The 24,108-nt window shown below is 68.2% G+C and carries 20 protein-coding genes; 11 read left to right on the forward strand and 9 right to left on the reverse strand.

Features of this window, described 5'->3' with window-relative positions; all coding sequences use genetic code 11:
* The 3 genes from JYJ93_RS18985 to JYJ93_RS18995 all read left to right on the forward strand — a co-directional run bounded on the left by JYJ93_RS18985 (nucleotide 1) and on the right by JYJ93_RS18995 (nucleotide 6,927).
* Nucleotides 1-2,268 (forward strand): glycosyltransferase, encoded by a 2,268-nt coding sequence (locus JYJ93_RS18985; RefSeq protein ID WP_206793266.1) that lies wholly within the window; start codon nucleotides 1-3, stop codon nucleotides 2,266-2,268.
* 150 nt (nucleotides 2,269-2,418) lie between these two features.
* Nucleotides 2,419-6,036 (forward strand): glycosyltransferase, encoded by a 3,618-nt coding sequence (locus JYJ93_RS18990; protein WP_206793268.1) that lies wholly within the window; start codon nucleotides 2,419-2,421, stop codon nucleotides 6,034-6,036.
* Nucleotides 6,037-6,054: 18 nt separating this feature from the next.
* On the forward strand, nucleotides 6,055-6,927 hold the full coding sequence (locus JYJ93_RS18995; protein WP_206793271.1) for a methyltransferase domain-containing protein: 873 nt from the start codon (nucleotides 6,055-6,057) through the stop codon (nucleotides 6,925-6,927).
* A 6-nt stretch (nucleotides 6,928-6,933) separates the two neighbouring features.
* Here JYJ93_RS18995 and JYJ93_RS19000 read toward each other — a convergent pair whose 3' ends face one another.
* Both JYJ93_RS19000 and JYJ93_RS19005 read right to left on the reverse strand, forming a co-directional pair.
* Entirely contained in the window at nucleotides 6,934-7,434 is a 501-nt protein-coding gene (locus JYJ93_RS19000) for a hypothetical protein (protein WP_206793273.1), read from the reverse strand.
* A complete protein-coding gene (locus JYJ93_RS19005) occupies nucleotides 7,424-9,070 on the reverse strand; it encodes a glycosyltransferase (RefSeq protein WP_206793275.1) in 1,647 nt (548 codons plus the stop codon). The genes JYJ93_RS19000 and JYJ93_RS19005 overlap by 11 nt, the downstream gene beginning before the upstream one ends.
* Before the next feature lie 114 nt (nucleotides 9,071-9,184).
* On the opposite strand from JYJ93_RS19005, the gene rfbB reads away from it, so the two are divergent.
* The 5 genes from rfbB (at nucleotide 9,185) to JYJ93_RS19030 (ending at nucleotide 13,821) form a co-directional block, all read left to right on the forward strand.
* Complete coding sequence (gene rfbB / locus JYJ93_RS19010; RefSeq protein ID WP_206800363.1) at nucleotides 9,185-10,210, forward strand: dTDP-glucose 4,6-dehydratase; 1,026 nt, start codon at nucleotides 9,185-9,187, stop codon at nucleotides 10,208-10,210.
* Between the two features lie 4 nt (nucleotides 10,211-10,214).
* Nucleotides 10,215-11,114: an SDR family oxidoreductase gene (locus JYJ93_RS19015; RefSeq protein ID WP_206793276.1), complete on the forward strand. Its 900-nt coding sequence runs from the start codon at nucleotides 10,215-10,217 to the stop codon at nucleotides 11,112-11,114.
* A 72-nt stretch (nucleotides 11,115-11,186) separates the two neighbouring features.
* Nucleotides 11,187-12,068 carry a glucose-1-phosphate thymidylyltransferase RfbA gene (rfbA, locus tag JYJ93_RS19020; protein ID WP_206793278.1) on the forward strand — a complete coding sequence of 294 codons (882 nt, stop codon included), beginning with the start codon at nucleotides 11,187-11,189 and terminating at the stop codon, nucleotides 12,066-12,068.
* Nucleotides 12,065-12,610, forward strand: a complete 546-nt coding sequence (gene rfbC, locus JYJ93_RS19025; RefSeq protein WP_206793280.1) for a dTDP-4-dehydrorhamnose 3,5-epimerase — start codon at nucleotides 12,065-12,067, stop codon at nucleotides 12,608-12,610. Before rfbA ends, rfbC begins: the two co-directional genes overlap by 4 nt.
* A gap of 146 nt (nucleotides 12,611-12,756) precedes the next feature.
* On the forward strand, nucleotides 12,757-13,821 hold the full coding sequence (locus JYJ93_RS19030; protein ID WP_206793282.1) for a YihY/virulence factor BrkB family protein: 1,065 nt from the start codon (nucleotides 12,757-12,759) through the stop codon (nucleotides 13,819-13,821).
* A gap of 54 nt (nucleotides 13,822-13,875) precedes the next feature.
* Here the strand turns inward: JYJ93_RS19030 and JYJ93_RS19035 are convergent, their stop codons facing one another.
* From JYJ93_RS19035 to JYJ93_RS19045, 3 genes are read right to left on the reverse strand one after another with little or no spacing between them, the layout of a single operon-like run.
* Nucleotides 13,876-14,361, reverse strand: a complete 486-nt coding sequence (locus tag JYJ93_RS19035) for a hypothetical protein (RefSeq protein WP_206793284.1) — start codon at nucleotides 14,359-14,361, stop codon at nucleotides 13,876-13,878.
* A gap of 38 nt (nucleotides 14,362-14,399) precedes the next feature.
* Complete coding sequence (locus JYJ93_RS19040; protein ID WP_206793286.1) at nucleotides 14,400-15,017, reverse strand: hypothetical protein; 618 nt, start codon at nucleotides 15,015-15,017, stop codon at nucleotides 14,400-14,402.
* Nucleotides 15,018-15,050: 33 nt separating this feature from the next.
* On the reverse strand, nucleotides 15,051-15,554 hold the full coding sequence (locus JYJ93_RS19045) for a helix-turn-helix domain-containing protein (RefSeq protein WP_206793288.1): 504 nt from the start codon (nucleotides 15,552-15,554) through the stop codon (nucleotides 15,051-15,053).
* A 79-nt stretch (nucleotides 15,555-15,633) separates the two neighbouring features.
* Here JYJ93_RS19045 and JYJ93_RS19050 point away from each other — a divergent pair, with 79 nt between their 5' ends.
* Nucleotides 15,634-16,293: a glutathione S-transferase family protein gene (locus tag JYJ93_RS19050; protein WP_206793290.1), complete on the forward strand. Its 660-nt coding sequence runs from the start codon at nucleotides 15,634-15,636 to the stop codon at nucleotides 16,291-16,293.
* Nucleotides 16,294-16,300: 7 nt separating this feature from the next.
* Here the strand turns inward: JYJ93_RS19050 and JYJ93_RS19055 are convergent, their stop codons facing one another.
* Nucleotides 16,301-17,917, reverse strand: coding sequence for a serine hydrolase (locus JYJ93_RS19055; protein ID WP_242543857.1), 1,617 nt, complete (start codon nucleotides 17,915-17,917; stop codon nucleotides 16,301-16,303).
* A gap of 156 nt (nucleotides 17,918-18,073) precedes the next feature.
* Between JYJ93_RS19055 and JYJ93_RS19060 the strand changes: the two genes are divergently transcribed.
* A complete protein-coding gene (locus JYJ93_RS19060) occupies nucleotides 18,074-19,171 on the forward strand; it encodes a serine/threonine-protein kinase (protein WP_206793292.1) in 1,098 nt (365 codons plus the stop codon).
* On the opposite strand, the gene JYJ93_RS19065 is transcribed toward JYJ93_RS19060, so the two are convergent.
* On the reverse strand, nucleotides 19,158-20,246 hold the full coding sequence (locus JYJ93_RS19065) for a hypothetical protein (RefSeq protein ID WP_206793294.1): 1,089 nt from the start codon (nucleotides 20,244-20,246) through the stop codon (nucleotides 19,158-19,160). The two genes, JYJ93_RS19060 and JYJ93_RS19065, sit on opposite strands and share 14 nt — an antisense overlap.
* A 466-nt stretch (nucleotides 20,247-20,712) precedes the next feature.
* Here JYJ93_RS19065 and JYJ93_RS19070 point away from each other — a divergent pair, with 466 nt between their 5' ends.
* Complete coding sequence (locus JYJ93_RS19070) at nucleotides 20,713-21,843, forward strand: pentapeptide repeat-containing protein (RefSeq protein WP_206793297.1); 1,131 nt, start codon at nucleotides 20,713-20,715, stop codon at nucleotides 21,841-21,843.
* Here JYJ93_RS19070 and JYJ93_RS19075 read toward each other — a convergent pair.
* Nucleotides 21,831-22,493, reverse strand: a complete 663-nt coding sequence (locus JYJ93_RS19075; RefSeq protein ID WP_206793299.1) for a hypothetical protein — start codon at nucleotides 22,491-22,493, stop codon at nucleotides 21,831-21,833. The two genes, JYJ93_RS19070 and JYJ93_RS19075, sit on opposite strands and share 13 nt — an antisense overlap.
* A 6-nt stretch (nucleotides 22,494-22,499) precedes the next feature.
* Nucleotides 22,500-24,083 carry an SIR2 family protein gene (locus tag JYJ93_RS19080; RefSeq protein WP_242544528.1) on the reverse strand — a complete coding sequence of 528 codons (1,584 nt, stop codon included), beginning with the start codon at nucleotides 24,081-24,083 and terminating at the stop codon, nucleotides 22,500-22,502.
* Nucleotides 24,084-24,108: the final 25 nt, after the last annotated feature.

The following is a 24,108-nucleotide window of genomic DNA, read 5'->3' on the forward strand; positions in this document are numbered from 1 at the left end:
ATGGGCACCCCCGACAGCGAGGGCCCGCCGGAGACACCTGGCGTCGAGGTCGCGACGTTGGACGAGGCCGACCGGATGCCATCCTTCGCCACGCAGGCCGCGTCGGGACATCCCGGCGCTCGAGCGCATCCGCCGCACGATGACTTCGTCGAGGTGCTGGGCTTCGACGTGCCGCGGTCGCACCGCGCACGTTGGGGCCCGGTCATCACGGCCGCCAAACGGTGGGGGACGCGGGGGCTTTCGCCCCTGCAACGGTGGGTGCTGGACCGCCAGCTGCGCTTCGACCTGCGGCTGAGGGCGTTGCTCCGGCAACCGGAACCGACGCTGCCGGAGCTGGCCCGCGAGGAGCTCACGCGACTCGCGGATCCTCGGCCCGTGGGCGCGGTGGGCCGGTGGCTTCCCTCCGTGCCGGGGCTGGAGGCGCAGCGGTCCTGGAACCTCGCGGTCGTGGCCTTGCTCTCCAGGGCCGGGTGGCCCCTTCGGACCGACGGCGCCGCCGAGGCACTGGACGCGCTGGAGGCCCGCTGCGACGTGCTGTCGCAAGAGGCCGGCGTGGTGGGCCTGCCACTTTGGCGCGAGCTGTGGCGGCGGCAGGTCGCCTTCAATCACGCGACCGTCCGCCTGTTGCGGCACCTGTTGGACGCGGCCCGTCCCGCCGTGCTGTTTCCCTCACCGGAGACGTACACGCGCGAGGCTCTGGCACAGGAAGACCGTGAGGTCCGCGCCGCGACCGCCGCGCTGGCCCGGCTGGAGCGCCAGCCGCGGATCAGCCTGATCACTCCCGCCTGGGAGACGCCCGTGGACGTCCTCCGCGCATGCATCGCGTCCGTGCGAGCGCAGGTGTACCCGCACTGGGAGCTGTGCATCGTGGATGACGGCTCGCGCTCGGCGGCGGTGGCGGAAGCGCTACGTGAGGCCGCGGCCGGGGACGCGCGGATCCGCTTCGAGCGGCTGGAGTCGAACCAGGGCATCGCCCGCGCGACCAACGCCGCGCTGGCCCTGGCCACCGGGGAGTACGTGGGCTTCCTCGACCACGACGACCTGCTCGCGCCGCATGCATTGGCCGAGGTCGCGCTGCGGCTGGGAGATGCTCCGGACGCGGACGTCGTCTACTCGGACGAGGACAAGGTGGACGCGCGGGGCCTGCGCTTCGCGCCCTACCTGAAGCCCGCGCTGTCCCCGGAGCTGCTGCGCGCGGTGAATTACGTGTGCCACTTCCTCGTGGTGCGCGCATCGCTGCTGCGCGAAGTAGGGGGCATCCGCACGGGCTTCGAGGGAGCGCAGGACCATGACCTGCTCCTGCGCCTGATGGAGCGCACACAGCGCTTCGAGCACATCCCCCGCGTGCTCTATCACTGGAGGACGCTGCCCGGCTCCACCGCCACGGACGCCAGCGCGAAGCCCGCCGCCTCCGAAGCGGGCCGCAGGGCCGTGGCGGAGCACCTGGCGCGCATGGGGGAGGGCGGCTCGGCGGAGACCGTCGCCCCCGGGCTGTACCGGATCCGCCACCCGCTCGTGGGCCGCCCGAGGGTGTCCGTGCTGCTGTCGGAGGCGCCCACCGGGTCCGAGCTCGCGGCGCTCCTCGCCTTCACGGACGACCTGGACGTGGAGGTCCGCATCCCTGTTGCGTCTCCTGTCGCTTCCTCCACTCGCGACGTCATCCACGTCCAGGTGGACGCGGACGCGACCCCGGGCGCCGTGGCGAACCGGCTGCTGCGCGAGGCCCGGGGCGAGCTCATCCTCGTCCTGGAGGCCGGCACGCTCCCGACCGGACCGGGGTGGCTGAGAGAGCTCGCATCGCAGGCATTGCGCCGCGACGTCGGCGTGGTGGGCGCGCGCATCGTCTCTCCCGCGGGACAGGTGCTGGAGGCCGGGCTGCGCTTCGACGCCGAGGGCCGGGTGCTGCGCCCCTTCGCGGGGATGCTCGATCCCACGCTCGGCGCATTCGGCGGCTCGCATTGGCCGCGCGACGTGCGCGCCGTCTCCAGCGCCTGCGCGATGATCCGCCGCGAGGTCCTGGAGTCACTCGGAGGTTGGGACGCGGCCTTCATGTCCGACGAGGCCCGGGGCGTGGACCTGTGCCTGCGCGCGGGCGAAGCCGGACTGCGCATCCTCTACGCACCCCACGCGCGACTCGTGCGTACCCGTTCGCGGAAGGGCGCACACGCGGCTGCCCGCGACGCGGACCGGCTGCGTGAAACATGGGCTCGCGCGGGACGGACCGACCCTTCCGGCCACCCGCGCCTCGACTTCGTCCAGACACCGTAGAAAAGAACAACGAACGCGCCTTCTCCCAAGGGGGGCGGGCGGCCTGCCAGCCTTGACGCTCCCGGAGGGGGATGACATGGAGGACATCCGCCAAGGAGAGGGGGGCGTGCCTTGCCTGCTGCGAGGGTCGGCCTTCCGGACGCCACGACCATGCATTCACAGCTCAATCCCCTGGAACACCCCCTCTGCCTGACGCAGCCCCTGCGGCTGCTGGCATCCTCTGCCTGGGTGGAGCACGTCCCCTTCGCGATGTTCCTGGTGGACCTGCTGCGTCCCGCGACGCTGGTGGAGCTGGGAACGCACACCGGCGTGTCCTACTCCGCGTTCTGCCAGACGGTGGACGCGCTGAAGCTGGAGACGCGCTGCCACGCGGTGGACACGTGGAAGGGCGACCCGCACGCGGGCTTCTACGGACCGGACGTGCTCGCGGACCTGCGCGCGCACCATGACCCGCTCTACAGCCGGTTCTCGCAGCTGCACGCGATGACCTTCGACGAGGCCGTGAGCCACTTCGCGGACGGCTCCATCGACCTGCTCCACATCGACGGCTGTCACGAATACGCCCAGGTGAAGGCGGACTTCGAGCGCTGGCGCCCCAAGATGAGCGCGCGCGGCGTCATCCTCTTCCACGACACCCATACGCGCGAGCGCGGCTTCGGTGTCTGGCGGCTGTGGGAGGAACTCCGGAACCAGTATCCCTCCTTCGAGTTCGAGCACGGCTACGGTCTGGGCGTGCTCGCCGTGGGCCCGGAGCAGCCGGAAGGGATGAAGGCCCTGACGAGCACCCGGGACGCGGAGCGCGAACGCGTGCGGCAGGCCTTCGCCACGCTGGGCTCGCGCCTGACGCTCCAACTGCACGAGCAGCACCTGCTCAGCGCCTACGGTGAGAAGGAGCGGCAGGTCGCGGACCAGGCGCTCCACGCGCAGCGGCTCCAGGCGGAACTGGACGCCGCCCGCGAGCAGGCGCTGGAAGCGGCGCAGACCCTGCGCGAGTCCGAGCGCCGGATCGCGCGGCTGGGCCTGAGCCAGCGGATGCTCCAGGAAGAGCTGGGCCGCAAGAACGCACGCATCTTCGAGCTGGATGCGCACGTGGCGCGCCAGGGCTCGGAGCTGGCGCACATCAACGGCAGCCTCGCCTGGAAGGCCATCAACCGCTACTGGGCCATGCGCGAGCGCGTGCTGCCCCCCGGAACGAAGCGCGGCCACCTCTACCAGAAGAGCAAGGGCACGCTGCACAAGGTGGGCGCGAAGCTGATCAAGCTGCCCGCGAAGCAGAGCGCGCTCCAGGCGCTGCGTGCCGCCAGGGCCGCCCTCACGCCGGCCGCTCCCGTCACCCCCACCGCGGCGATCGCGGCCCCGGTCCCGAGCGCGCCGCCCGCGCTCCCGGCTCCGTGGACCGCGCCGCTGACGCGGATCTCCCAGGCCAGCCAGGGCCGGCGCATCCTCATCATCGCGGAGCTGTCGCTGCCCCAGTGCAAGCGCTACCGCGTGGATCAGAAGGTCGCGATGTTCCAGCGGCTGGGGTACGACGTCACCGTCCTGCGCTGGACCGACCACGCGGAGTGCAAGGCCGCGCTCCAGTTCCACGGCCTGGTCATCTACTACCGCGTGCCCGCCTTCCCCGACGTGGAGGTGCTGCTCGCGGAGACCAAACGCCTGGGCATCCCGCACTTCTTCGACGTCGACGACCTCATCTTCGATGAGGAGGAGTACCGGCGGAACTCCAACGTGCAGCGGCTGCCCGCCGCCGAGCGCGAGCTGCTGCTCAACGGCGCGAAGCTCTACCGCAAGGCGCTCAGCCTGTGTGAGCACGCCATCGCCAGCACGCCCACCATCGCCAGGGAGATGGGCAAGGTCGTCTCCGGCAAGGTCTACGTCGTCGAGAACTGCCTGGACGAAGGCATCCTGGAGCTGGCCCGGGAGATGGAAGTGCGCCCGCCCGTGGTGGACGCGGACACGGTCACCATCGGCTACGGCAGCGGCACGCGCACGCACGACGCCGACTTCACCATCGCCGCCGACGCCATCCTCGCGGTGATGGAGCGCCATCCGAACGTGCGCCTGGCCATCCACGGCTTCCTGGAGCTGCCGGAGGGCTTCCAGCGCTTCTCCGACCGCGTCTTCCGCATCCCGTTCCTGGACGCGGACGACTACCTGCGCGCGCTCGCGTCCTGGCAGATCTCCATCGCGCCGCTGGAGCAGACGGTCTTCAACGACGCCAAGAGCAACATCAAGTTCATCGAGGCGTCCATCTTCCGCGTGCCCGCGGTGTGCTCCGGCGCCGGGCCGTTCCGGGAGATCATCGACCACGGCAACAACGGCTTCATCGCCACCACCCGCGAGGAGTGGGAGTCCGCGCTCTCGGCGCTGGTGCAGGACGCGGCGCTGCGCAAGCGCATGGGCGAGGAGGCCCACCGCAGCGTGACGGCGCGCTACCACCCCGCGGTGGTGGCCACGGAGCGGCTGCAGCCCATCCTCCAGCACCTGCCGCCCGCGCCGCCGCCGCGCCTCAAGGTGCTGGAGGCCAACATCCTCTTCGCGCCCTTGAGCTTCGGAGGGGCCACCATCGTCGCGGAGCAGGTGGCGCACCGGCTGAAGGAGGAGGGCTGCGACGTCACCGTGTTCACCGGCATCCTGAACTCGCCGCTGCCCGCCTATTCGGTGGTGCGCTACGAGGCGCTGGGCCTGCCGGTCATCGCCACGCAGGTGCCGCCCCAGACCGACCGCGCCCAGGAGTACCAGAACCCGCGCATCGGGGAGACCTTCACCCAGGTGCTCAAGGCGGTGCGCCCGGACGTGGTGCACTTCCACTCCATCCAGCTCTTGAGCTCCGCGCTCGCCACGGCGTGCGTCGCGGAGGGCATCCCGTACACCATCACCCTGCATGACGCGTGGTGGCTGTGCGAGCGGCAGTTCATGGTCCGCGAGGACGCCACGTACTGCAACCAGAAGGGCATCGACCTGCGGGTGTGCTCCAAGTGCGTGCCGGACTCGCGCTACACCTTCACGCGCACCTTCGCCCTGCGCAAGGTGCTGGACGGCGCGGCCCTGCTGCTGACGCCCAGCGAGTTCCAGCGCCAGCTCTACATCGCCAACGGCGTCGCGCCGGAGCGCATCGTCGTGAACAAGAACGGCGTGCTGATGCCCCACCGCGAGCGCGCCTCGCGCCCCGCGAACGCTCCGGTGCGCTTCGCCTACCTGGGCGGCCGCGCGGTGCACAAGGGGTACTTCTGGCTCAAGGACCTCATGGAGTCGGTGCATGAGTCCAACTGGGTCCTGAAGATGACGGACATCCAGCTGCGCATGGGGTCGGCCTCCATCGACGCGAAGGAATGGAAGGTGAAGGGCCAGGTGGAGGTGGTGCCTCCGTATGACCAGGACGGGCTGGACGCCTTCTTCGACGGAGTGGACGTGCTGCTGATGCCTTCACAGTGGAAGGAGAGCTTCGGGCTGGCGGTGCGCGAGGCCCTGGCCCGGAACGTGTGGGTGGTCACCACGGCGTCGGGCGGCGTCAGCGAGGACATCGTGGAGGGCGTCAACGGCAACGTCCTGGACATGGGTGACGCCGACGGCTACCGCCGCGTGCTGCGCGACCTGATGGCCCACCCGGAGCGTCTGGCCCGGTACCAGAACCCCCAGCGCGCCGCCGTGCGCGACTACGTCACCCAGGCCCGGGAACTCCGTGAGCTCCTCTCCGGCCTGGTGGCGCCACCCGCCGCGCGAAGCACGCCCCGCGCGGAGGCCAGCGCCGCGACCATCCATCGCTGAAACCCCCGGAGGCACTCCATGCGTCTGTCGCAGCTCAAGGCCCTGATTCCCCCCACAATGAAGGCCGTCGTGCGCTCCCAGCTCCACACGGGGCTGACGCGCACGGAGAACCAGCTGGCGTCACTCCGGTCGCGTTGGATGCCGCCGGCCCCCGTGGAGCCGCCACCGCCGGTGCCCGTGGAGCCGGCCCCTCAGGCCCCCGTGGCTCCGCCCCTCACCCGGGAGCTCATCGCGGCCCACTACCTGCGCGGCGAGGGCCTGGAGATTGGCGCCCTGTGCAATCCCACGAAGCTGCCCGCCGGGGCCCGGGCCCGCTATGTGGACGTGGCGCCCATCGACGTGCTGCGCTCCCGTTTCCCGGAAGTGGCCGACCGCATCGTCACGCCGGACATCATCGACAACGGCGAGGAGCTGGGCACGGTGGCGGCGGAGTCCCAGGACTTCGTCATCGCCAACCACGTCCTGGAGCACTGCGAAAACCCCATTGGCACGGTGAAGAACTTCATCCGGGTCCTGCGGCCCGGAGGCATCCTCTTCATGGCCATCCCGGACAAGCGCTTCACCTTCGACCTGCCCCGGGCCATCACCCCCACGGCACACGTCGTGGAGGACTACCTCAAGGGGCCGGAGGGCTCGCGGCGCGCCCACTATGACGAGTGGCTGCGCCTCATCGACCGGAAAGAGGGCGAGGAGCTGGCCCACCTGACGGAGGCCTTCATCCGGGATCGCGTCAACATCCACTTCCACGTGTGGACGCTCACCGAGATGTTCGAGATGTTCACCGTGGCCCGTGATCAGCTGGGCCTGCCCTTCAACATCCGGATGGTCTTCCTGGATCCCTCCTGCCTGGAGGCGGTGTGGATCCTGGAGGTGAAGAAGCCTCTGCCCTGAAGCGGGCTACCGGCCACGACGCCGGGACGGCGCCCGAGCGGGTTTCGACGGGGGCTCCGGCGCGGCCGGGGGCAGGCGCGACGTCAGCTGCTCCAGTTGGCGCTCCACCTCCTGGCGCCACAGGGACTGCGTGCGCGCCTGCACGCGCTGGTGCTCGTGGATGAGCATGAGCGCGTCCAGGATGGCCTCGTTGAACTCCACCTGCCGCCGGAGCGCCTCGTTGATGAAGGGCTGGAACGCCAGCCGGAAGGCGCGCTTGGCCATCACCAGCGCGGGCCCCACCAGGGGCCGGTGGGACGAAGGCGGATCCGCGTAGCGCGCGTCGCGCTTCAGCCGCGCGCCCTCCAGGAACGCAGGCCACGCGGCGCTGGCGGCCGGGGCCTGGGTGGCGGCGAGGCGCCGGCGCAGCGCCTCCACCTTCTCGGGCTCGGGCGTGGGCAGCCGCTCCAGCGACTCCAGCACCGCCTTCACGGTGGGATCGTCGGTGATGAGGTCCTCAGCGCGCATGCGGATGTCCTCCCACGTCCAGCTCTCGTGCCAGCTCCGCCGCCAGGGACGTCAGGTCGCTCCCCGGGGTGAGCTCCCACAGCTTCTTTCCCAGGACCTGCCGCACGCTCGCGTCCGGCGCGCGGCGGGGCTCCCAGACGCCCGCGACGCGCGCTTCCGCGGGGAGCCGCGACACCGTGCGCCGGGCCACTTCTTCACCGGCGCCCGCGAACAGCAGCGGCCCCGGGGCGCACCGCACGCCCGTCTCCAGCGACGACGACGGCGGGCCGGGCCCGTCCAGTCCGAAGGTGGGCTCGTCCGGCGTGAAGCGCCGCACCCGCGTCACACCCTCGCGCTCGTCACTTGGGGCCAGCTGCAGGGGCAGCACCTGGCGGCGCACCGTCCACAGGCTCGCGTCCGGCAGCCGGTCCACCACCGCGCGCGCCAGCCGGGACATGGGCGCCTCCGGCGCGACGTCGAAGCCCGGGCACACCACGGTGACGGCGGGCCCGGCGGACGGACGGGGAGGGGGCGCATCTCCCTGGATGAAGGGCATGAGCGCCTCGCGCACGCGCTGGGCCACGGACCGCTGATCCAGGGACGCCAGGCGCTGGCGCTGCGCCTCCACCACCCGCGAGCGCAGGGCGGGGTCGCGCTCCAGCACCGCCAGCAGCCCCGCCACCTGCGAGGGGTCGTCCGACAGGGTGGTGAGGCCCGCGCCGCCCATGGTCTCCGGCACCGCCGCGGCGCCGTAGGCCACCACCGGCACGCCCCGGTACATGGCCTCCAGCAGCGGCACGCCGAAGCCCTCGTGGCGGCTCATGGAGAGGTACGCCGTGGCGGAGGCGAAGCACGCGGACAGCTGGGCGGCGTCCACCCGCCCCAGGAACATCACGCGATCCGGGCCCAGTTGTTCGCGCAGCGCCAGCACGGACGCGTCATAGGGCGCGCTGCTGTAGAGCGTCCCCGCCACCAGCAGCCGGCTCTTGGGCTGGTACAGGCGCTGGTAGGCGGTGAAGACGCGCAGCACGTCCTCCAGCCGCTTGCTGGGCACGGTGCGGCCCACGAAGAGCACGTTGGCGCAGCCGTCCGCCACCTGCTCGCGCAGGGCCGCGTCCGGCGGCACGTTGAACGCGTTCCAGTCCACCGCGAAGGGCAGGACGCTCGCGTCCGGGAACCCCGCGGCGGACAGCTCCTCCACGCTGAAGTGCGAGTAGGCCCACGCGTGCGTCACGTGCTCGCGCAGTTGGAGCAGCTCCTCGCGCGCCAGCATGCAGCCGCGGGCGACGTGGCGGTCCGTGCCCTCGAAGAAACGCTCCGGCGTGACGTTGTGGTACAGCAGCGCCTTGCGCCCCTTCGCCTTGGCCACCAGCGGCACCAGCCGCGACTCGAAGCTGTGGTGGACGAGCAGCGCCGTGTCCCGGCCCGCGTCGCGCGCGTATTCCAGCGCGGGGCGCACCTCGTCGCGGCACGCCTCGTCCCACTGCTCCGCGTAGATCTCCGACGCGTACCCCCACCCGCGCAGGAGGTCGCGCAGGTAGCGCACCTGGTTGCCCACGGCGTCGCCCCAGGCCAGCCGCGGCACGAGCTGGTGGACCGCTCCGGCGCTCGAGGACGCGGTCCCTCGCTTGCTGTTCCAGAGGCTCACGTTGGCCATGGCATTTACCCCTGGCCCGCACCGGCCACAAGTGGCCGCGCGCTTGCCTTGACGGGGATCCGTCGCTCCGCTACGGAGGGCGCTTTCTCCCGTTGTCCGAGTGGTGGCGTGTCAATGAACGTCCTGGTGACAGGTGGCTGCGGCTTCATCGGCTCCAACCTGGTGAAGTACCTCCGCCGCGAGCGGCCCGACTGGAAGATCATCAACCTCGACAAGCTCACGTACGCGGGCAACCTCGAGACCCTCGCCGACCTGGAAGGCGACCCGAAGCACGTCTTCGTGCGCGGCGACATCGGCAACCGGGAGCTGGTGGAGCACCTCATCGTCCAGCACGGCGTCGACGCGGTGATGCACCTGGCGGCCGAAAGCCACGTGGACCGCTCCATCCTGGGCCCGGAGGTGTTCATCAACACCAACGTGCTGGGCACCCAGCAGCTGCTGGAGGCCTGCCGCGCCCGGGGCGTGAAGCGCTTCCTGATGGTCTCCACCGACGAGGTCTACGGCTCGCTGGGCCCCACGGGCGCCTTCACGGAGACCTCTCCGCTGCAGCCCTCCAGCCCGTACTCGGCCTCCAAGACGTCCTCGGACCTGATCGCGCTGGCCTACCACCACACGTTCAAGATGGACGCGGTGGTGACGCGCTGCTCGAACAACTACGGCCGCTACCAGTTCCCGGAGAAGCTCATCCCGCTGATGGTGGTGAACGCGCTGCACGACAAGCCGCTGCCCGTCTACGGCGACGGCGCCAACGTGCGCGACTGGCTCCACGTGGAGGACCACTGCCAGGGCCTGCTGGTGGCGCTGGAGAAGGGCCGCGCGGGCGAGGTCTACAACATCGGCGGCGGCTCCGAGCGCCGCAACATCGAGATCGTCAAGGGCATCCTGGGCCTGCTGAAGAAGCCCGAGTCGCTCATCCAGTACGTGGCGGACCGGCCCGGCCATGACCGCCGCTACGCCATCGACCCCACGAAGATCCGCACGGAGCTGGGCTATCAGCCCAAGCACACCTTCGAGCAGGGGCTGGCGGAGACGGTGACCTGGTACGTGGAGAACCGCGCCTGGTGGGAGCGCGTCACCAGCGGCGCCTACCGCCAGTACTTCGACACCCAGTACAAGGCCCGTCTGCAGGGGCGGGGCTAGCGCCATGCGCTTTCTCGTCACGGGGGCCAACGGCCTGGTGGGCAGCCGCGTCTGCGCGCAGCTGACCGAGCGTGGACATGAAGTCGTGGGCCTGGGGCGCGGTCCCCGGCGCACGGGCGGCACGCACGGCTACGTGGAGGTGGACCTCACGCGCGAGCAGGACGTGGCCGCGGCCATCGCCCGGGCCCAACCGGAGGCCATCATCCACCCCGCCTCCATGACGGAGGTGGACGCGTGTGAGAAGGACCCGGACGCGGCCTACGCGGCGAACGTCCACGCCACCGCGGCGGTGGCCCGGGCCGCGAAGGCGGCGGGCGCGCACCTGGTGCACGTCTCCACGGACTACGTCTTCGACGGGGACGCGGGGCCGTATTCGGAGGACGCGCTGCCCAACCCGCGCGGCGTCTACGCGCTGACCAAGCACATGGCCGAGCAGGCCGCGCGCGTCTTCGTGCCGGGCTGCGCCATCGCGCGCACGGCGGTGGTGTACGGCTGGCCCGCGGCGGGGCGTCCCAACTTCGGAGCGTGGCTGGTGGGGGCCCTGGAGAAGGGCCAGCCGGTGAAGCTCTTCGAGGACCAGGTCGTGTCCCCCAGCTTCGCGGACAGCGTGGCCGCCATGCTGGTGGAGCTGGGCGAGCGGCGGCTGGGCGGCGTGTGGAACACCTGCGGCGGCACGGTCATCGACCGGGTCGGCTTCGGCCGGGCGCTCTGCGAGGTGTTCGGCTTCGACGCGTCGCTGATCACCCCCACGCGGATGGCGGACCTGAAGCTGGCCAGCCCCCGGCCGCTGCGGAGCGGCCTCAAGACGGACAAGGTGCGCACGGAGCTGAAGGCCCAACCGCTGGAGCTGGCGGAGTCGCTGGCGCGCTTCCACGCGGCCTGGAAGGCGCACCGCGCCAGCTAGTGCATCCGCGCGTGGCGGCCGGGCCGCGCGCATCCGTTTCGCGGCCGGGCCGTGGAACACAGGGGAGAACTCATGAAGGGAATCATTCTGGCCGGGGGTTCGGGCACGCGCCTGTACCCGCTGACGCGCGTGGTGAGCAAGCAGCTGTTGCCCGTCTACGACAAGCCGATGATCTACTACCCGCTGACGACGCTGATGCTGGCGGGCATCCGGGAGATCCTCGTCATCTCCACGCCGCAGGACCTGCCGCGCTTTCGCGAGCTGCTGGGCGACGGAGAGCAGTGGGGCATCCGTCTCCAGTACGCCGAGCAGCCGCGTCCAGAGGGCCTGGCGCAGGCGTTCGTCATCGGCCGGGACTTCGTGGGCAAGGACCCGGTGTCGCTCATCCTGGGTGACAACATCTTCTACGGCCACGGCATGGGGGAGCTCACGCAGCGCGCGTCCAAGCGCACGCAGGGCGCCACCGTGTTCGGCTACTACGTGAAGGATCCGGAGCGCTACGGCGTGGTGGAGCTCAACGCCCAGCACAAGGCCGTCAGCATCGAGGAGAAGCCGGCGAAGCCCAAGTCGCACTACGCCGTCACGGGCCTGTACTTCTACGACAACCAGGTCATCGACATCGCGGCGAACCTCAAGCCGGGCAAGCGCGGCGAGTACGAAATCACCGACGTCAACGCGGAGTACCTGCGCCGCGGCCAGCTCAACGTGGAGCTGATGGGACGCGGCTATGCGTGGCTGGACACCGGCACGCACGAGTCGCTGATGCAGGCGTCCAACTACATCGAGATCATCGAGCGCCGTCAGGGCCTCAAGGTGGCCTGTCCGGAGGAGATCGCCTTCCGCATGGGCTACATCGACGAGCAGCGGCTGACGGCGCTGGCGGAGCCCATGCGCAAGAACGAGTACGGCCAGTACCTGTTGGACCTGGTGGAGAAGCGGGGGGCGGTGTCGTGAAGGTCACCCCGCTGGCGATTCCGGACGTCCTGCTCATCGAGCCGAAGGTGTTCGGCGACGACCGGGGCTTCTTCCTCGAGTCCTTCCACGCGAAGCGCTACGCGGACGCGGGCGTCGTGGGCCCGTTCGTGCAGGACAACCTGTCGCGCTCGGTGAAGGGCACGCTGCGCGGGCTGCACTTCCAGGAGCCCAACGCGCAGGGCAAGCTGGTGCAGTGCCTGGCGGGCGCGGTGTGGGACGTGGCGGTGGACATCCGCAAGGGGTCGCCCACGTTCGGCCGCTGGGTGGCCGCGGAGCTGACGGGCGAGAACAAGCACCAGCTCTGGGTGCCGGCGGGCTTCGCGCACGGCTTCTGCGTGGTGAGCGACTCGGCGGACTTCTTCTACAAGTGCACCGCGCTGTACTCCCCGGAGACCGAGCGGAGCGTCATCTGGGATGATCCGGACCTGGCCATCCCCTGGCCGGTGAAGGAGCCGCTCCTGTCCGCGAAGGATCTGCGCGCGCCCCGGCTGAAGGACGCGCCGGTGCTGCCCGTTTTCTGACGCTGAAGGCGGCCGGGCAGGCGTGGCGCGGGGGGCTTGTCATTCTTCGCCTCCTGCGCGGTGAGCAGGCAGGGAGGCAGGCCTCGTCCCGGGGGAGGAAGCCAGCCGGGGGATGGAATGCCCAATCTCCTCCCAGGAGGAGACGCATGGTCCTGCCCGGCAGGGGAATGAGTTGGAAGGAGTTCTTCAAGTCCCTCAAGGACGAGTGGGGACGCGACAACGTGGGCAACGTCGCGGGGGCGCTGACGTTCTCCGCCATCATGGCGCTGTTCCCGTTCCTGCTGTTCCTCGTGTCACTGGCCGGCGTGCTGATTGATCCGCACCAGGCGCAGCAGCTCATCCAGGAGCTGTCGAAGGTGGCACCCCAGGAGGTGACGAAGATCCTGGGCGAGCGGCTGGAGGCGCTGGCGAGCAGCAACCCGGTGGGGCTCCTGACGATCGGTGGCGTGGGCGCTGTCTGGGCGGCCTCGGGCGGTGTGGTGGCGCTGATGGACGCGCTCAACACGGTCTATGGCGTGACGGAGAAGCGACCGTTCTGGAAGAAGCGTGGCATCGCGCTGCTGACGACGCTGGGCACGGCCATCACGGTGGTGCTGGCGGCCCTCGTCGCCGTCGTGACGCCGGCGATCGCGGACAGGCTGGGCGGCGGACTGCTCACCAACCTCGTGCTGTGGCTGCGCATGCCCGTGGCGGGCATCCTGATGATGCTGCTGCTGGCGGTGCTGTACTACGTGCTGCCGGACGTGAAGCAGAAGTTCAAGTTCATCACCCCGGGGTCGGTGGTGAGCGTGATCATCTGGGTCATCGCCTCGTGGGGGTTCTCGAAGTACGTGTCGAACTTCGGCTCGTACGACGTGAACTACGGCGCCATCGGCGGTGTCATCGTGATGCTGCTGTGGATGCAGATCTCCTGCATGGTCGTGCTGCTGGGCGCGGAGATCAACGGCATCCTCGAGCACAAGTCGCCGGACGGGAAGGCGCCGGGTGCGCGCGATCCGGATGCACCGGGACCGAACGTGACGAAGACGGAGGCGGAGGAGCAGGGCGCGAACCTCCCCGGCGCCACGGACTTCCGTCCGGTTCCGCCCCAGCCCCAGTACGAGAGCCGCCCGGTGGCGCTTGGCAAGACGCCGCTGGCCGCCGCGGCGAAGTGGGCCGCGGGCGTGGGCCTGGGCGTGTTCCTGATGCGCCGCAAGTCCGCGGCGCGGTAGTCCTGGCCGTTCGACGGCGGGCGGTCCTCGGAAGGGGGCCGCCCGTCTTCATTTTCACGGCAGCGGGGACGTGACGTAGTCCACCCCGTCCGAGTGGCACCCGTGACAGGTCGAGTGGGCGCGGCCGTAGTAGTTGCGCGTGTAGTCGGGGCCGAAGCCCTCGTAGAAGATCCAGGTGTCCTTGCCGGGGCCTTCCGCGACCTTCACGTCCAGCGCGTGGCCCCGGAGCGTCTTCCCGTCATCCTCGAAGAGCTCCTTCACCAGGATGCTGCCCACGGGGTGCGTGGCGTTGCCATCGAGCAGGGACTGCACGACGACGTCGTTGAAGAACACGCGGACCTTGCTGCCGTGGGGCGCGCGCGTGTCGTGGACCGAGGGCTCCGCGAGCCAGGAGGTGTACTGGCCCGAGCGGACGAAGGCGGTGATGCCGTCCTCGGACGTGTCGATGCCCTGGACGACGCCGAGCCCTTCGTCCACGGAGGAGGAGGGACCACAGGCGGCGGTGAACAGGACCATGAGCGGCAGGAGGTGGGCGCGCATGGTCAGGACTACGCCGGGGACGCGGGGGCGGTTACAGCTCACTGCGGCGCGTAGTTGTGGCTCAGGTCGAAGACGAGCGTCTTCACGATGGGCGGGATGGAGAGCTCGATGCGGCCCAGGTTCAGGTCTGCGCGGGTGACCTGGTAGGAGAGGCCGCCGAACTCGTCATCGAAGGTGTAGTCGTCGTTGTCGAAGATGGAGATTTCGAGCGGGTAGCGCAGGAGGTTGGACGTGATGACCTGGCAGCCGCCGGTCCTCCATTCGGGGTCCCAGCTCTCGTCTTCCTCGGTGCGGGTGCGTTCGGGAGCGGAGGGGCAGTTCATCTCCACGACGACGTCCGGCGGCGAGCCATCGGAATCCCAGTCCTCGCCCGTGTCCGGGTCGAAGTCCGCGATGGTGGCGTACCGGGGCTGGATGAAGGTGCGCATCACGCCCGTGTAGCAGGCGCGCTGGTCCAGCCGGCAGACACTGCCTGCCCCGCAGGCTTCACAGAGGCCGCCATTGGGGCCGCATTCCGAGTCGCTCCGGTAGCGGATGCACTCATTGAGCGCGGAGCAGCAGCCGTCCGCGCAGTTCTCCGGGGTGCAGTCGTAGGGACCGCATGCAGGGAGCCACAGCGCGCACATCAGGACGAACAACCAGCCGAGGACTTTCATGAGCGCGGTGAACGCTAACCCGTTTCAGGACCTTCAGTCCCGGGCCTTGCGTGCGACGGCCTTCTCATATGCGGCCTGAAGCTCACGGAACACCGAGCGGGAAGGGCGTGGAGCGTCCAGGTGCAGGTGGCGCAACTCCTCCATGAACGCGTCCCAGAGCGGCGGGCCGCCCTTCTCCAGCAGCTCCGCGCGCACGGACAGCTCCTCGCTCACCTGTGTGTGTCGGCGGCCCCAGGCCCCCATGTGCGCGAGCAGGGGCACCAGTTGGATGGACGCCTCCGTGAGGCTGTAGATGCCTTTTTGCTGGTGCTTCGGATCCGGACGCCGCGACAGCAGGCCGGACGCGGTCAGGCGCTTGAGCCGGTCCGCGAGGATGTTGGAGGCGATGCCTTCCTCGCTCTGCGAGAGCAGGTCGCCGTAGCTGCGCCGGTTCCCGAACATGACATCGCGGATGACGATCAGGCTCCAACGGTCGCCGAGCTGTTCGAGTGTCAGGTTGATGGGGCAGCCGGAGCGCCCTGTTTGAGGCCTGGCCATGCTCCTTGCAGTATGCAAGGGGTCCAACTACGGTTCAACCCATTGCGAAACGCAAGTGGTCTCATGGAGGGGTCCAACGATGTCGCTCGCGGTCTACGGTCACTATTTCTCTTCGTACACGCAGAAGGTGCTCATCGCGCTGTACGAGAACGGCACGTCCTTCGAGTTTCGAAGCATCAGCCCGGAGACGCCGGAGCATTCAGCCGAATGGCTGCGCCGCTGGCCGCTGCGCAAGTTCCCGCTGCTGGTGGACGGGGACCGTCAGGTCGTCGAGACGAGCATCATCATCGAGTATCTCCAGCTGAAGCATCCCGGGCAGGTGCGCCTGTTGCCGGAGGAACCGATGGCCGCGCTGGACGTGCGGTTCCTCGACCGCTTCTTCGACCTGCACGTCATGAACGCGGCCCAGCACGCCGTGGACGGAGCGCTGACGGGGGATCCGGTGAAGCGCCAGGACGGGATGAAGATGGCGGTGGAGAAACTGGAGCGCGCCTACGGCTGGATTGAAGGGCAGCTGGGGGGCCGGACCTGGGCGGCGGGCAACGACTTCACTCTGGCGGACTGTGCGGCCGCGCCGTCGCTGTTCTACGCGGACTGGACGCATCGGATTCCCGAGTCGTGTCCCCAACTGCGCGCCTATCGCGCGAGGTTGCTCGCGCGCCCGTCCGTTGCCCGCGCGGTGGATGGGGGGCGGCCCTACCGGCATTTCTTCCCGCTGGGAGCGCCGGACCGCGATTGAACGCCGGTCAGGGCCGCGGGGGAGCCGTGACCGCGGCCATGACGTACCGGGGCAGGAGCTCCTCGCGGAACTTCCGCCAGAGGGAGACGTGGTTGTAGTTGCCCGCGGTGAACAGCACGACGAGGTCCAGCTCCGGGACGACCATCACGAGCTGGCCACCGTTGCCGCTGGCTTCGTACTGCGAATACACCCGGTCACCGACGCGAAGCTCATGGCGCCACCACGTGTAGCCGTAGGTTCGTCCATCCGGCATCGTCGCCTGTTTCGCGACGGAGCGTTCCACCCATCGCTGGCTCACCACGCGCTTCCCATTCCACGTGCCGCCGGAGAGGTAGAGCTGCCCGAGCTTCAGGGCATCGCGGGGACGCATGTAGATGCCGCCGCCCAGGTACTGCTCGCCGTCGGGCATCAGGTCCAGGTGGTAGCCGCGCATCTGGAGGGGCGTGGCGACGTTCTGGGTGAAGAACTCGGGGATCCAGGTGCGGGTGGTGTTGTGGAGGATGCCCCCGAGCAGGTTGATGTTCGCGGAGCAGTACACGGCCTTCCCACCGCCGGGAGCGCGGACCATGGGGAGGTCTAGCGTGTACTTGTACCAATCCGGTACGGAGTCCTCGAGCCGGTCCTCGTTGCCAGGTGAATCCGGATCGTCGTCGTCACAGGCCAGACCCGTGGCCATGGTCATCAGGTGAGCGACGGTGAGCTTGCGCTTGCGCGCGTCCAGGTTGGAGAGCTTGCCCTTGTACTCGGGGAAGAGTGACGCGACGGGCGTGTCCACGGTGAAGGGGGCGCCCTGGTCCAGGGCAATGCCAATCAGCAGGGACGCATAGGACTTGGAGGAGGACCGCAGGTCATGGGGACGCTCCTTGTCGAAGCCCTGGAAGTACTCTTCGAGGATGAGCTTTCCATGGCGCGCGATGAGCAGGCCCTGAATGGCGGGGACGGATTCCGGGCTCGGTTCCTGGTCGAGGATGCGCTGCACGAGTTGCTGGAGCGGCTGGATGTCCATGCCGACGTCGGTAGGGGATGCCGTGGTCCAACCGTCATCCTCCGCGATGGGCTTTTGGTAGGCGTAGGGGCCGGGAGCAGGTGTGCGGGAGTAGAGACCCACGGCCTGCGAACGGTCCCGGCGGGTGAAGTCGAACATCGTGTCGAAGGGAGGGTAGGGGAGGGACAGCCGTCCGGACTGCGCGTCGAACGTGCCTTCGATACGGGTGTTGTCCTTGGTGGACGTGAGCCGGACCGTGCGGTCCTGGAGCTCCACGCGGAACAGCATGCGGTTGCCGAAGTTCCGCTCCGGGTTGCGGATGAATGCCGTCACGGAGCCGTCAGGCTGCTTCTGGACGACGAGGTACAGCGAGAACCGGTCCTCCAGCGGAGCCACGTTGCCGCGCCAGACCCTCGGCTGAAGCGCGCGCAGCTCCACGGGAGAGGCGAACTTCATGCCGCTCATGAGCACGCGCGGCTGGATCCAGTGCCCCGAGATGATCTGGCCGTTCTCCGCCAACGTCGCTCGGAGTTCGCCGCCTGGGAAGACGACGGACACCTTGCGGCCCTCGACCTGGGCCGGGACGTCGAAGCCCGCGATGCATGCTCGCCACGTCGTTCCTTCACGAACCAGTGTCAACTCTCCGCGAACCTGAGGTCCGAGGACGCGCTCACTGCCCCAGGTTCCCACCAACTGCTCCGCTGGAATGGGGACAGCGCTGACATGGAGAGGCAGCAGCGCCAGCAGAAGCCCAAGGAAGCGGTAGCGGGTCATGGTCTGCTATTCATACGCCCCGTGACATCCCAAGTCGGCAAATACCAGCGCATCCGCCTGCTCTCCGAAGGCATCATCGAGGACCATCTGGCCACGGCCGCCGGCCCGCGGGGCGTCGAGAAGACGCTGGTGCTCCAGTGCCTCCGCTCGGACATGGCGGAGCAGGTGGATGTCCCGGAGATGTTCCTCGACACGGCGAGGGACGCCGCCCGGCTCACGCACCCGCACCTCGGGAAGGTCTTTGATGTAGGTGAGGCGGAAGGCACGTACTTTCTCGCGAGAGAGCACGTTGATGGGCCCAGCCTGCGCGGGGTGATCAATCACGTGGTGGCCCAGCGGATGACCCTGCCAGCGACGCTGTGCGCGCGCATCATCTCGCAAGCTTGCGAGGGGCTCGCCTATGCCCACGACCTCACCGACCCCGAGACGAACCAGCCGCTGCGGCTCATCCACCGCTGCATCCGGCCGTACAACATCCTCCTGTCGCGCCAGGGGACGACGAAGGTGGTGGACTTCGGCATCGAGCATTTCCGGATCCGGTGGACACCCGAACACCCCATGCCCAACCTAGGCAAGTACAGGTACATGGCGTCCGAGGAGGTCATGGGCAGGCCGTTGGACCGGCGGGCGGACGTCTACGCGCTGGGTCTGGTGCTCTACGAACTGCTCACCACGCGTAGGCCCTTTGAGTCCACGTCCGACTGGGACTTGTTTCGGGTCGTCGCGACTGAGCCCATCGTCCCTGCCGAGCAGCACCGGCCAGACCTGCCCGATGCCCTACGAGCCATCCTCGCCCGGGCGCTCGCGAAGGATCGGGACGAGCGGTATCCGGACTGCCACGCGTTCCGGAAGGACCTGGAGGCCTTCATCCGTTCGGTGAGGGAGCCGGTGACACCGAAACAGGTGGCCCAACTCGTCCAACAGGTCTCACCGAGCGACGATCCGAGCGTCATTGCCCCGGCTCCGGACGGCCCGGAGAGCCAGGCACGGCCCCGCCTGGGACGAGGATGGATCCTCGCGGCGGCAGTGGGCCTGGGAGTCGTCATTGGGGGAGGCGCCCTGCTCTGGAGGATGAGCGCCGCACCCGAGCCCGAGAAGGTTCGCGCTACTCCACCGTGAGCAGGAATTGAGCGGATGCCGAATGGCCCGTCACCACGAGGACGCGAGACGGCTCTTTGTCCCACTGCCACTCTTTGCCCTGAGACTGCCAGGAGCATGGCTCGACGGTGATGGTCAGCGGTCCTGAGCCCTCGCTCCGGGGCTTGAAGGTCATCTCCAGCTCCGCGGTGGCCCCTGCCTCCAGGCCGCCGGTAACCCCCACGACGTTCACGCGGTGCTCCTCCTCCATCGGGAGTGGCTGACCGCGATACCGCACGCTCACGTCCACCACACGAGCACCGATGAGCACCCCGGACACGCGGATCCGTACCGCCTCGCACGCGGTCCCGTCATTGCGCACCACCGCCCGCCACGTCTCGGACACGGGCGCGGACACAGTCAGCGGTGCCGAGGTGTGTTCGGTCCAGTGGAGCGTGGGTGTCTTGTAGCCCACGTGCATGAGCGGCGCGCCCGGGCTCACCGGACGGTTCGAGGTGTCGAGGCGCAAGGGCTGTCCGGGCTCGGCGGTGAGCAGGAAGAGCGCGTCACTGTCCTCGGACCCCACCCACCACCGGTTTGGCCCAGCGGGCGCCACGGACACGAATTGGGGCCACTCCCCCGCGAGCGTCTCAAGCACCTGGAGCCCGGGCAGGGATACCAGGAGGGTCTTGTCCTGCACGAAGAGGAGCGCCCGCTCCGAGTCGAGAACGCACACCCCTTTACCGCCCCAGGTCAGTTCAACGTCATCTTCGTCCTCATCCTCATCGTTGGACGGGAGGGAGCCGAGTAGGGTGCCGTCGAGCGCGAAGTGAAGAAGCACCGTCTGCCGGTAGTCGATGACGAGCAGGAGAAGCACACCCTGGGAAGTGGCCAGGGCCCGCCAGATGTCCTGCTCATGGCCCGGTTCCACCTGGAGCGCGCCCTCCGGCTGAGCCGCCCCCGAGCGGAGCACGTAGACGCGGCCCCGGCCCTTCTCCACGACGGTGATGCCAAAGGGGCTCGTGTCGAGGAACGCCCCATCTGGGGACTGACGGGGAGGGCGTCCCTCGGAATAGCCATACCCGTGCGTGGTGGACACGGGCTTGGGCAAAGTCATGGGCTCCCAACGCTGCCCGGACCCATCGGTCGTGAAGACGGTGGTCAGCTTGAGGGCGCCGTCCACCATCGTTCCAATGAGCCGGTTCCCATCGGAGGTGAGATCGAAGCATTCCCTCGGAAAGGCCTGAACGGATGCGCTCACATCGGTGCTCACGGAGAAGACACGCCGATCCCCGCTTCCCACCCAGACGTCCGTTGACTCATTGAGCGCGGCGAGCACTACGGGCGCGGACGAGTACTCCGGCACGTCTCCTTCTACCTCCCGGCGCATGCCTTCAGCTCCGTGGAAGGCGATGAGCCGATGCGGTCGGAGGTCGAACAACCACGGTCCACGAACGAGAAGGCGGCGAATCGGGTACATGGCCTTGCATCATACCCACTGGTACCCGTGCTCCCGGCATCAGGAATAGCGAACGTTCCGGAGGGCATCGAACGCCTCTGGTTCCAGGTGTTATAGCCCGGCCATGCTGCCCGAACTGACAGAGCGCTGGCTCACACCTGATGGCTTGCATCGGCGCGAGCGACTGCTCGCCTCGGGATTCCAGGGGCCCTGGCGTGAAGTCCTCAAGGGCTTTCCGGGAGCGGATGCACTGGGGCCCCAAGTGGGGGATCTCCGAGGCATCGACCTCACACAAGAAGAGCTACCGGGCGCGGATCTCGTCCATGTACGGCTCGATGGCGCCCGTCTGGACGACTGCGGGCTCCAAGAGGCGCGGCTCGACTTCGCCACGTTGTCAGGTGCCTCGCTGTCCTGGGCGCGATTGGAGCGCGCCAGTTTGATGGCGTGTGTCGCGATGGGCACCTGCTGGGACGATGCCTCCATGGAAGGGGCGACCCTCACGGCTTCGAACCTGGTGCGCGGCTCATTCCGCCGCGTCCGGCTTCAGGGCGCCCGTTTGACCGCAGCGACATTGATGAAGGCGGACCTGCGCTGCGCCAATCTCCGAGGCGCGGAGTTGTCTTGCTGTGACATGGAGGAAGCGTGTGTCGCGGGCGTTCTGTCGGACCGGCCTCGCACCTACGCGCGGGCGGGACTGGGCAATGCAGGTGTGCGCTATTATCAGGAGTATGGCGGGTACCCATCGTTCATGGATGCCCTCCTTCTCGACCCCGGCCCGCGCGCGCTCCGATGGTTGGACCGTAAGGAGCTGGTGCTGCACGTGGAAGCAGCGGTGGAGATGAGTCCTGGCGTGGATGCTGAAATCCTCGCGCTCTTCCGTGAGACACATCCCATCTTCCACAAGCTGGCCGTTGTCGCGATGCTGATTGGCGGAGCGCGTCCGGAGCCACTGGCGGCACTGTGGGAGCTGATCGACCGGCGAAGCGGGGCGTGCCCTCAACTCACGATCGCGGCACTCCTCCTGGACCCATGCTTCGAGGCAGCGGCCCGCTCGCGGCTCAAGGCCCCGGATGAGCTGCGGCTCGAGGCCATCACCAGTCTGCATTGGGCCCTCGACCTGGAACTGGGCTTCAATGCAGGGGAGCAGGATGCGACCAGGACGTGTCAGCGCTGGATGGCAAACCTCCGCAAGCACATGGCCGCCAGCATCCAGCAACGCTGGCGGCGGATCGAGGTATCCGTCTATTCGGCGTAGTAGGTGGTGACCTGGAAAGCCACGGAGAGCAACGCACCGGACCCCGTGAACTCCAGGACGCCACGGTCAGTGTCGGCTCGAGTCACCTGGTACTGCACCGACGCAATCGGGTCGTCAAAGAGGGTGTCGACGTCGATGACGCTGAACTGGATGGGGGCCGAAAGCAGATCGGTGCTCAGGACGTCGCATGCCCCCTTCGTCCAGGTGGGAGTGAAGCTTTCAACTTCCTCGGATGGGGGCGCAGGCTGCGCGTTGGGGCAGGACAGCTTGATCACGACATCCGGCGGCGAGCCATCCACATCCCAATCACTGTTGTCGGCAGGATCCTGCGGCGCGATCTGGGCGCGCAGAGGCTGGATCTTCGTGCGGATGGTGGGGGTGTAGCACTGCTGCTGTGATGGATGGCAGATGGTCCCGGTCGCGCACTTCGTGCATTGGGTGCCGGTGACTCCGCATGCATCGTTGGTGCGAACTTCGACGCACTTGTTCGTGGTTGGATCGCAGCAGCCTGCGCAGTTCGCCGAAGTACAAATTTCTTCGAGTGGCGGGTCTTCCGTGATGGGGCCCGGGCTGAAGTCCTCGGGCCCACAGCCCGCTAGCAGGATAACCGACGTCAGCCCAAGAATGAGGATTCGATTGTTGAGTGTCATTGATTGTTAGTTGAGGTGGAGGACCAACACGCGGGTGCCTTTGTCCATGCGAACTTCCGCGGTGGCCATCCGGGTCACGGGAATGCTCGCGACCTGCGTCCTTCTGTTGCTGGGCGTGGGGGTGATGACGATGGGAGCAGGGTTCGGATATCCCAGGGCCGTGATGGTTGGAGCATCCGCGTAGCCCACGAGGTACAGGGACCCATCCGAGAGGGCGCGATGAAGCTCGATTCCCTCCTGGATCGGGCCATAGATGGATGTGTCCGCGCTATAGGTGGGAACAGCGCTCATCGGGACAAAGGCGTAACGGCCCCTGGGAAGCTGCGAGACGCGAGTCCCACGTTCGGCGTCCGAAGCAGGTACGACCTGGTGTTGCTGGCGGGCGGTCCGGAGTGTTCCACCGGCGGGAGATGGGAACGGAGTGTAAGCCGCAGGAGGCTGCGGCTGGACAGGCCTCAGATTGCGCGGAGTCTGAACGACGAAGACGTCATTGCTGACGTCTTTGCTCGGGGATGGCCAGACTGCTGCCATCCCGCCGGCAATCAGCGCGGCTGCCGCAAACGTAAGGATCCTCCTGGAGCCCGATTTCGGAGGGCTGCCCGAGCCGTCTGTTTTCGGAATGGAAGGGGAGGCGGGACGGTCCGACACGGGGGGCACAGGCGCGGGTGGCTTCGCCGCACTTGAGGATGTCGAGGCGACTGGCTCAGATGCTTTGGAGCTTGGGGCCCTTGTGGAGGATGGCTGCGGTGGCGGTCGGATTGTGCTGGGAGGGAGCGTCTGCGGGGCAATGGATGCGTCAAACTGCCTCCGCAGTTCAGGGAAGAATTTGTGGCAATTGATTCCGCTGTAGCAGCGAAGGCCCGTATTGCCTCTTAAGTTGGTGACCTTGCTGAATAGATGCTGATAGCGAGCCTCAAGCAGATGGTCTGCTTCGGTTTCGTAGAATGCCCAGAGAATGTCGACGTCATTGTGCCGGTTGGCGTTGATCGCTGAGAGCGTCTTGGTGAAGATGTCATCCCAGCCGCCGTATCCGACGACAATGAGTGTGTGGTTTTGAAGGATCTGAACGAGTTCTGCGGCGACCTGATCACGATCACGAGCGATCTGTGCGCTGGTATGTAGCGTGGGCGAATTGTGCCAGTACCCGTGCAGATGAATGATGTGTGTCGAGTTGGAGGACGGCGTCGTATGCCCGAAGGGACTGTCGTTGACTACGAGGGTGCGATGGAAATTCCCGCCAGCCATCTTGATTGACGCGGAGATGAGGGGGTCGAAGTTTGTAGTCAAGACAGGACCAAACTTGTCGGCCCTCTCCACCAGGAGTTTGCCGAGGTGCTCCGTCGCAGGCGGCAGCGCCCATCCACGATAGTCTTGGTCAAGCTGTTCGTCCGTGGCAGCGCCATCCTTTTGTCGATCCAGCCGTGCCCGGAGGACAGCTTCTCGTACGACTTTCTCGGCGGCCGTTTTGTTGCTTCGGCCCTGCAGGAAGCGCATGGCCCATTGGTACTCGTTGGATTGGTTATGCAGTCGGTCTGCGTCAAATTTTGCTTGGGCTTCGGCCGGAAGGTGCTCGCGGATCAGAGCCACCATCGCGCTCACGCCAGGAACCTGGGGC

Source organism: Corallococcus sp. NCSPR001, from assembly GCF_017309135.1.
Lineage (GTDB): Bacteria > Myxococcota > Myxococcia > Myxococcales > Myxococcaceae > Corallococcus.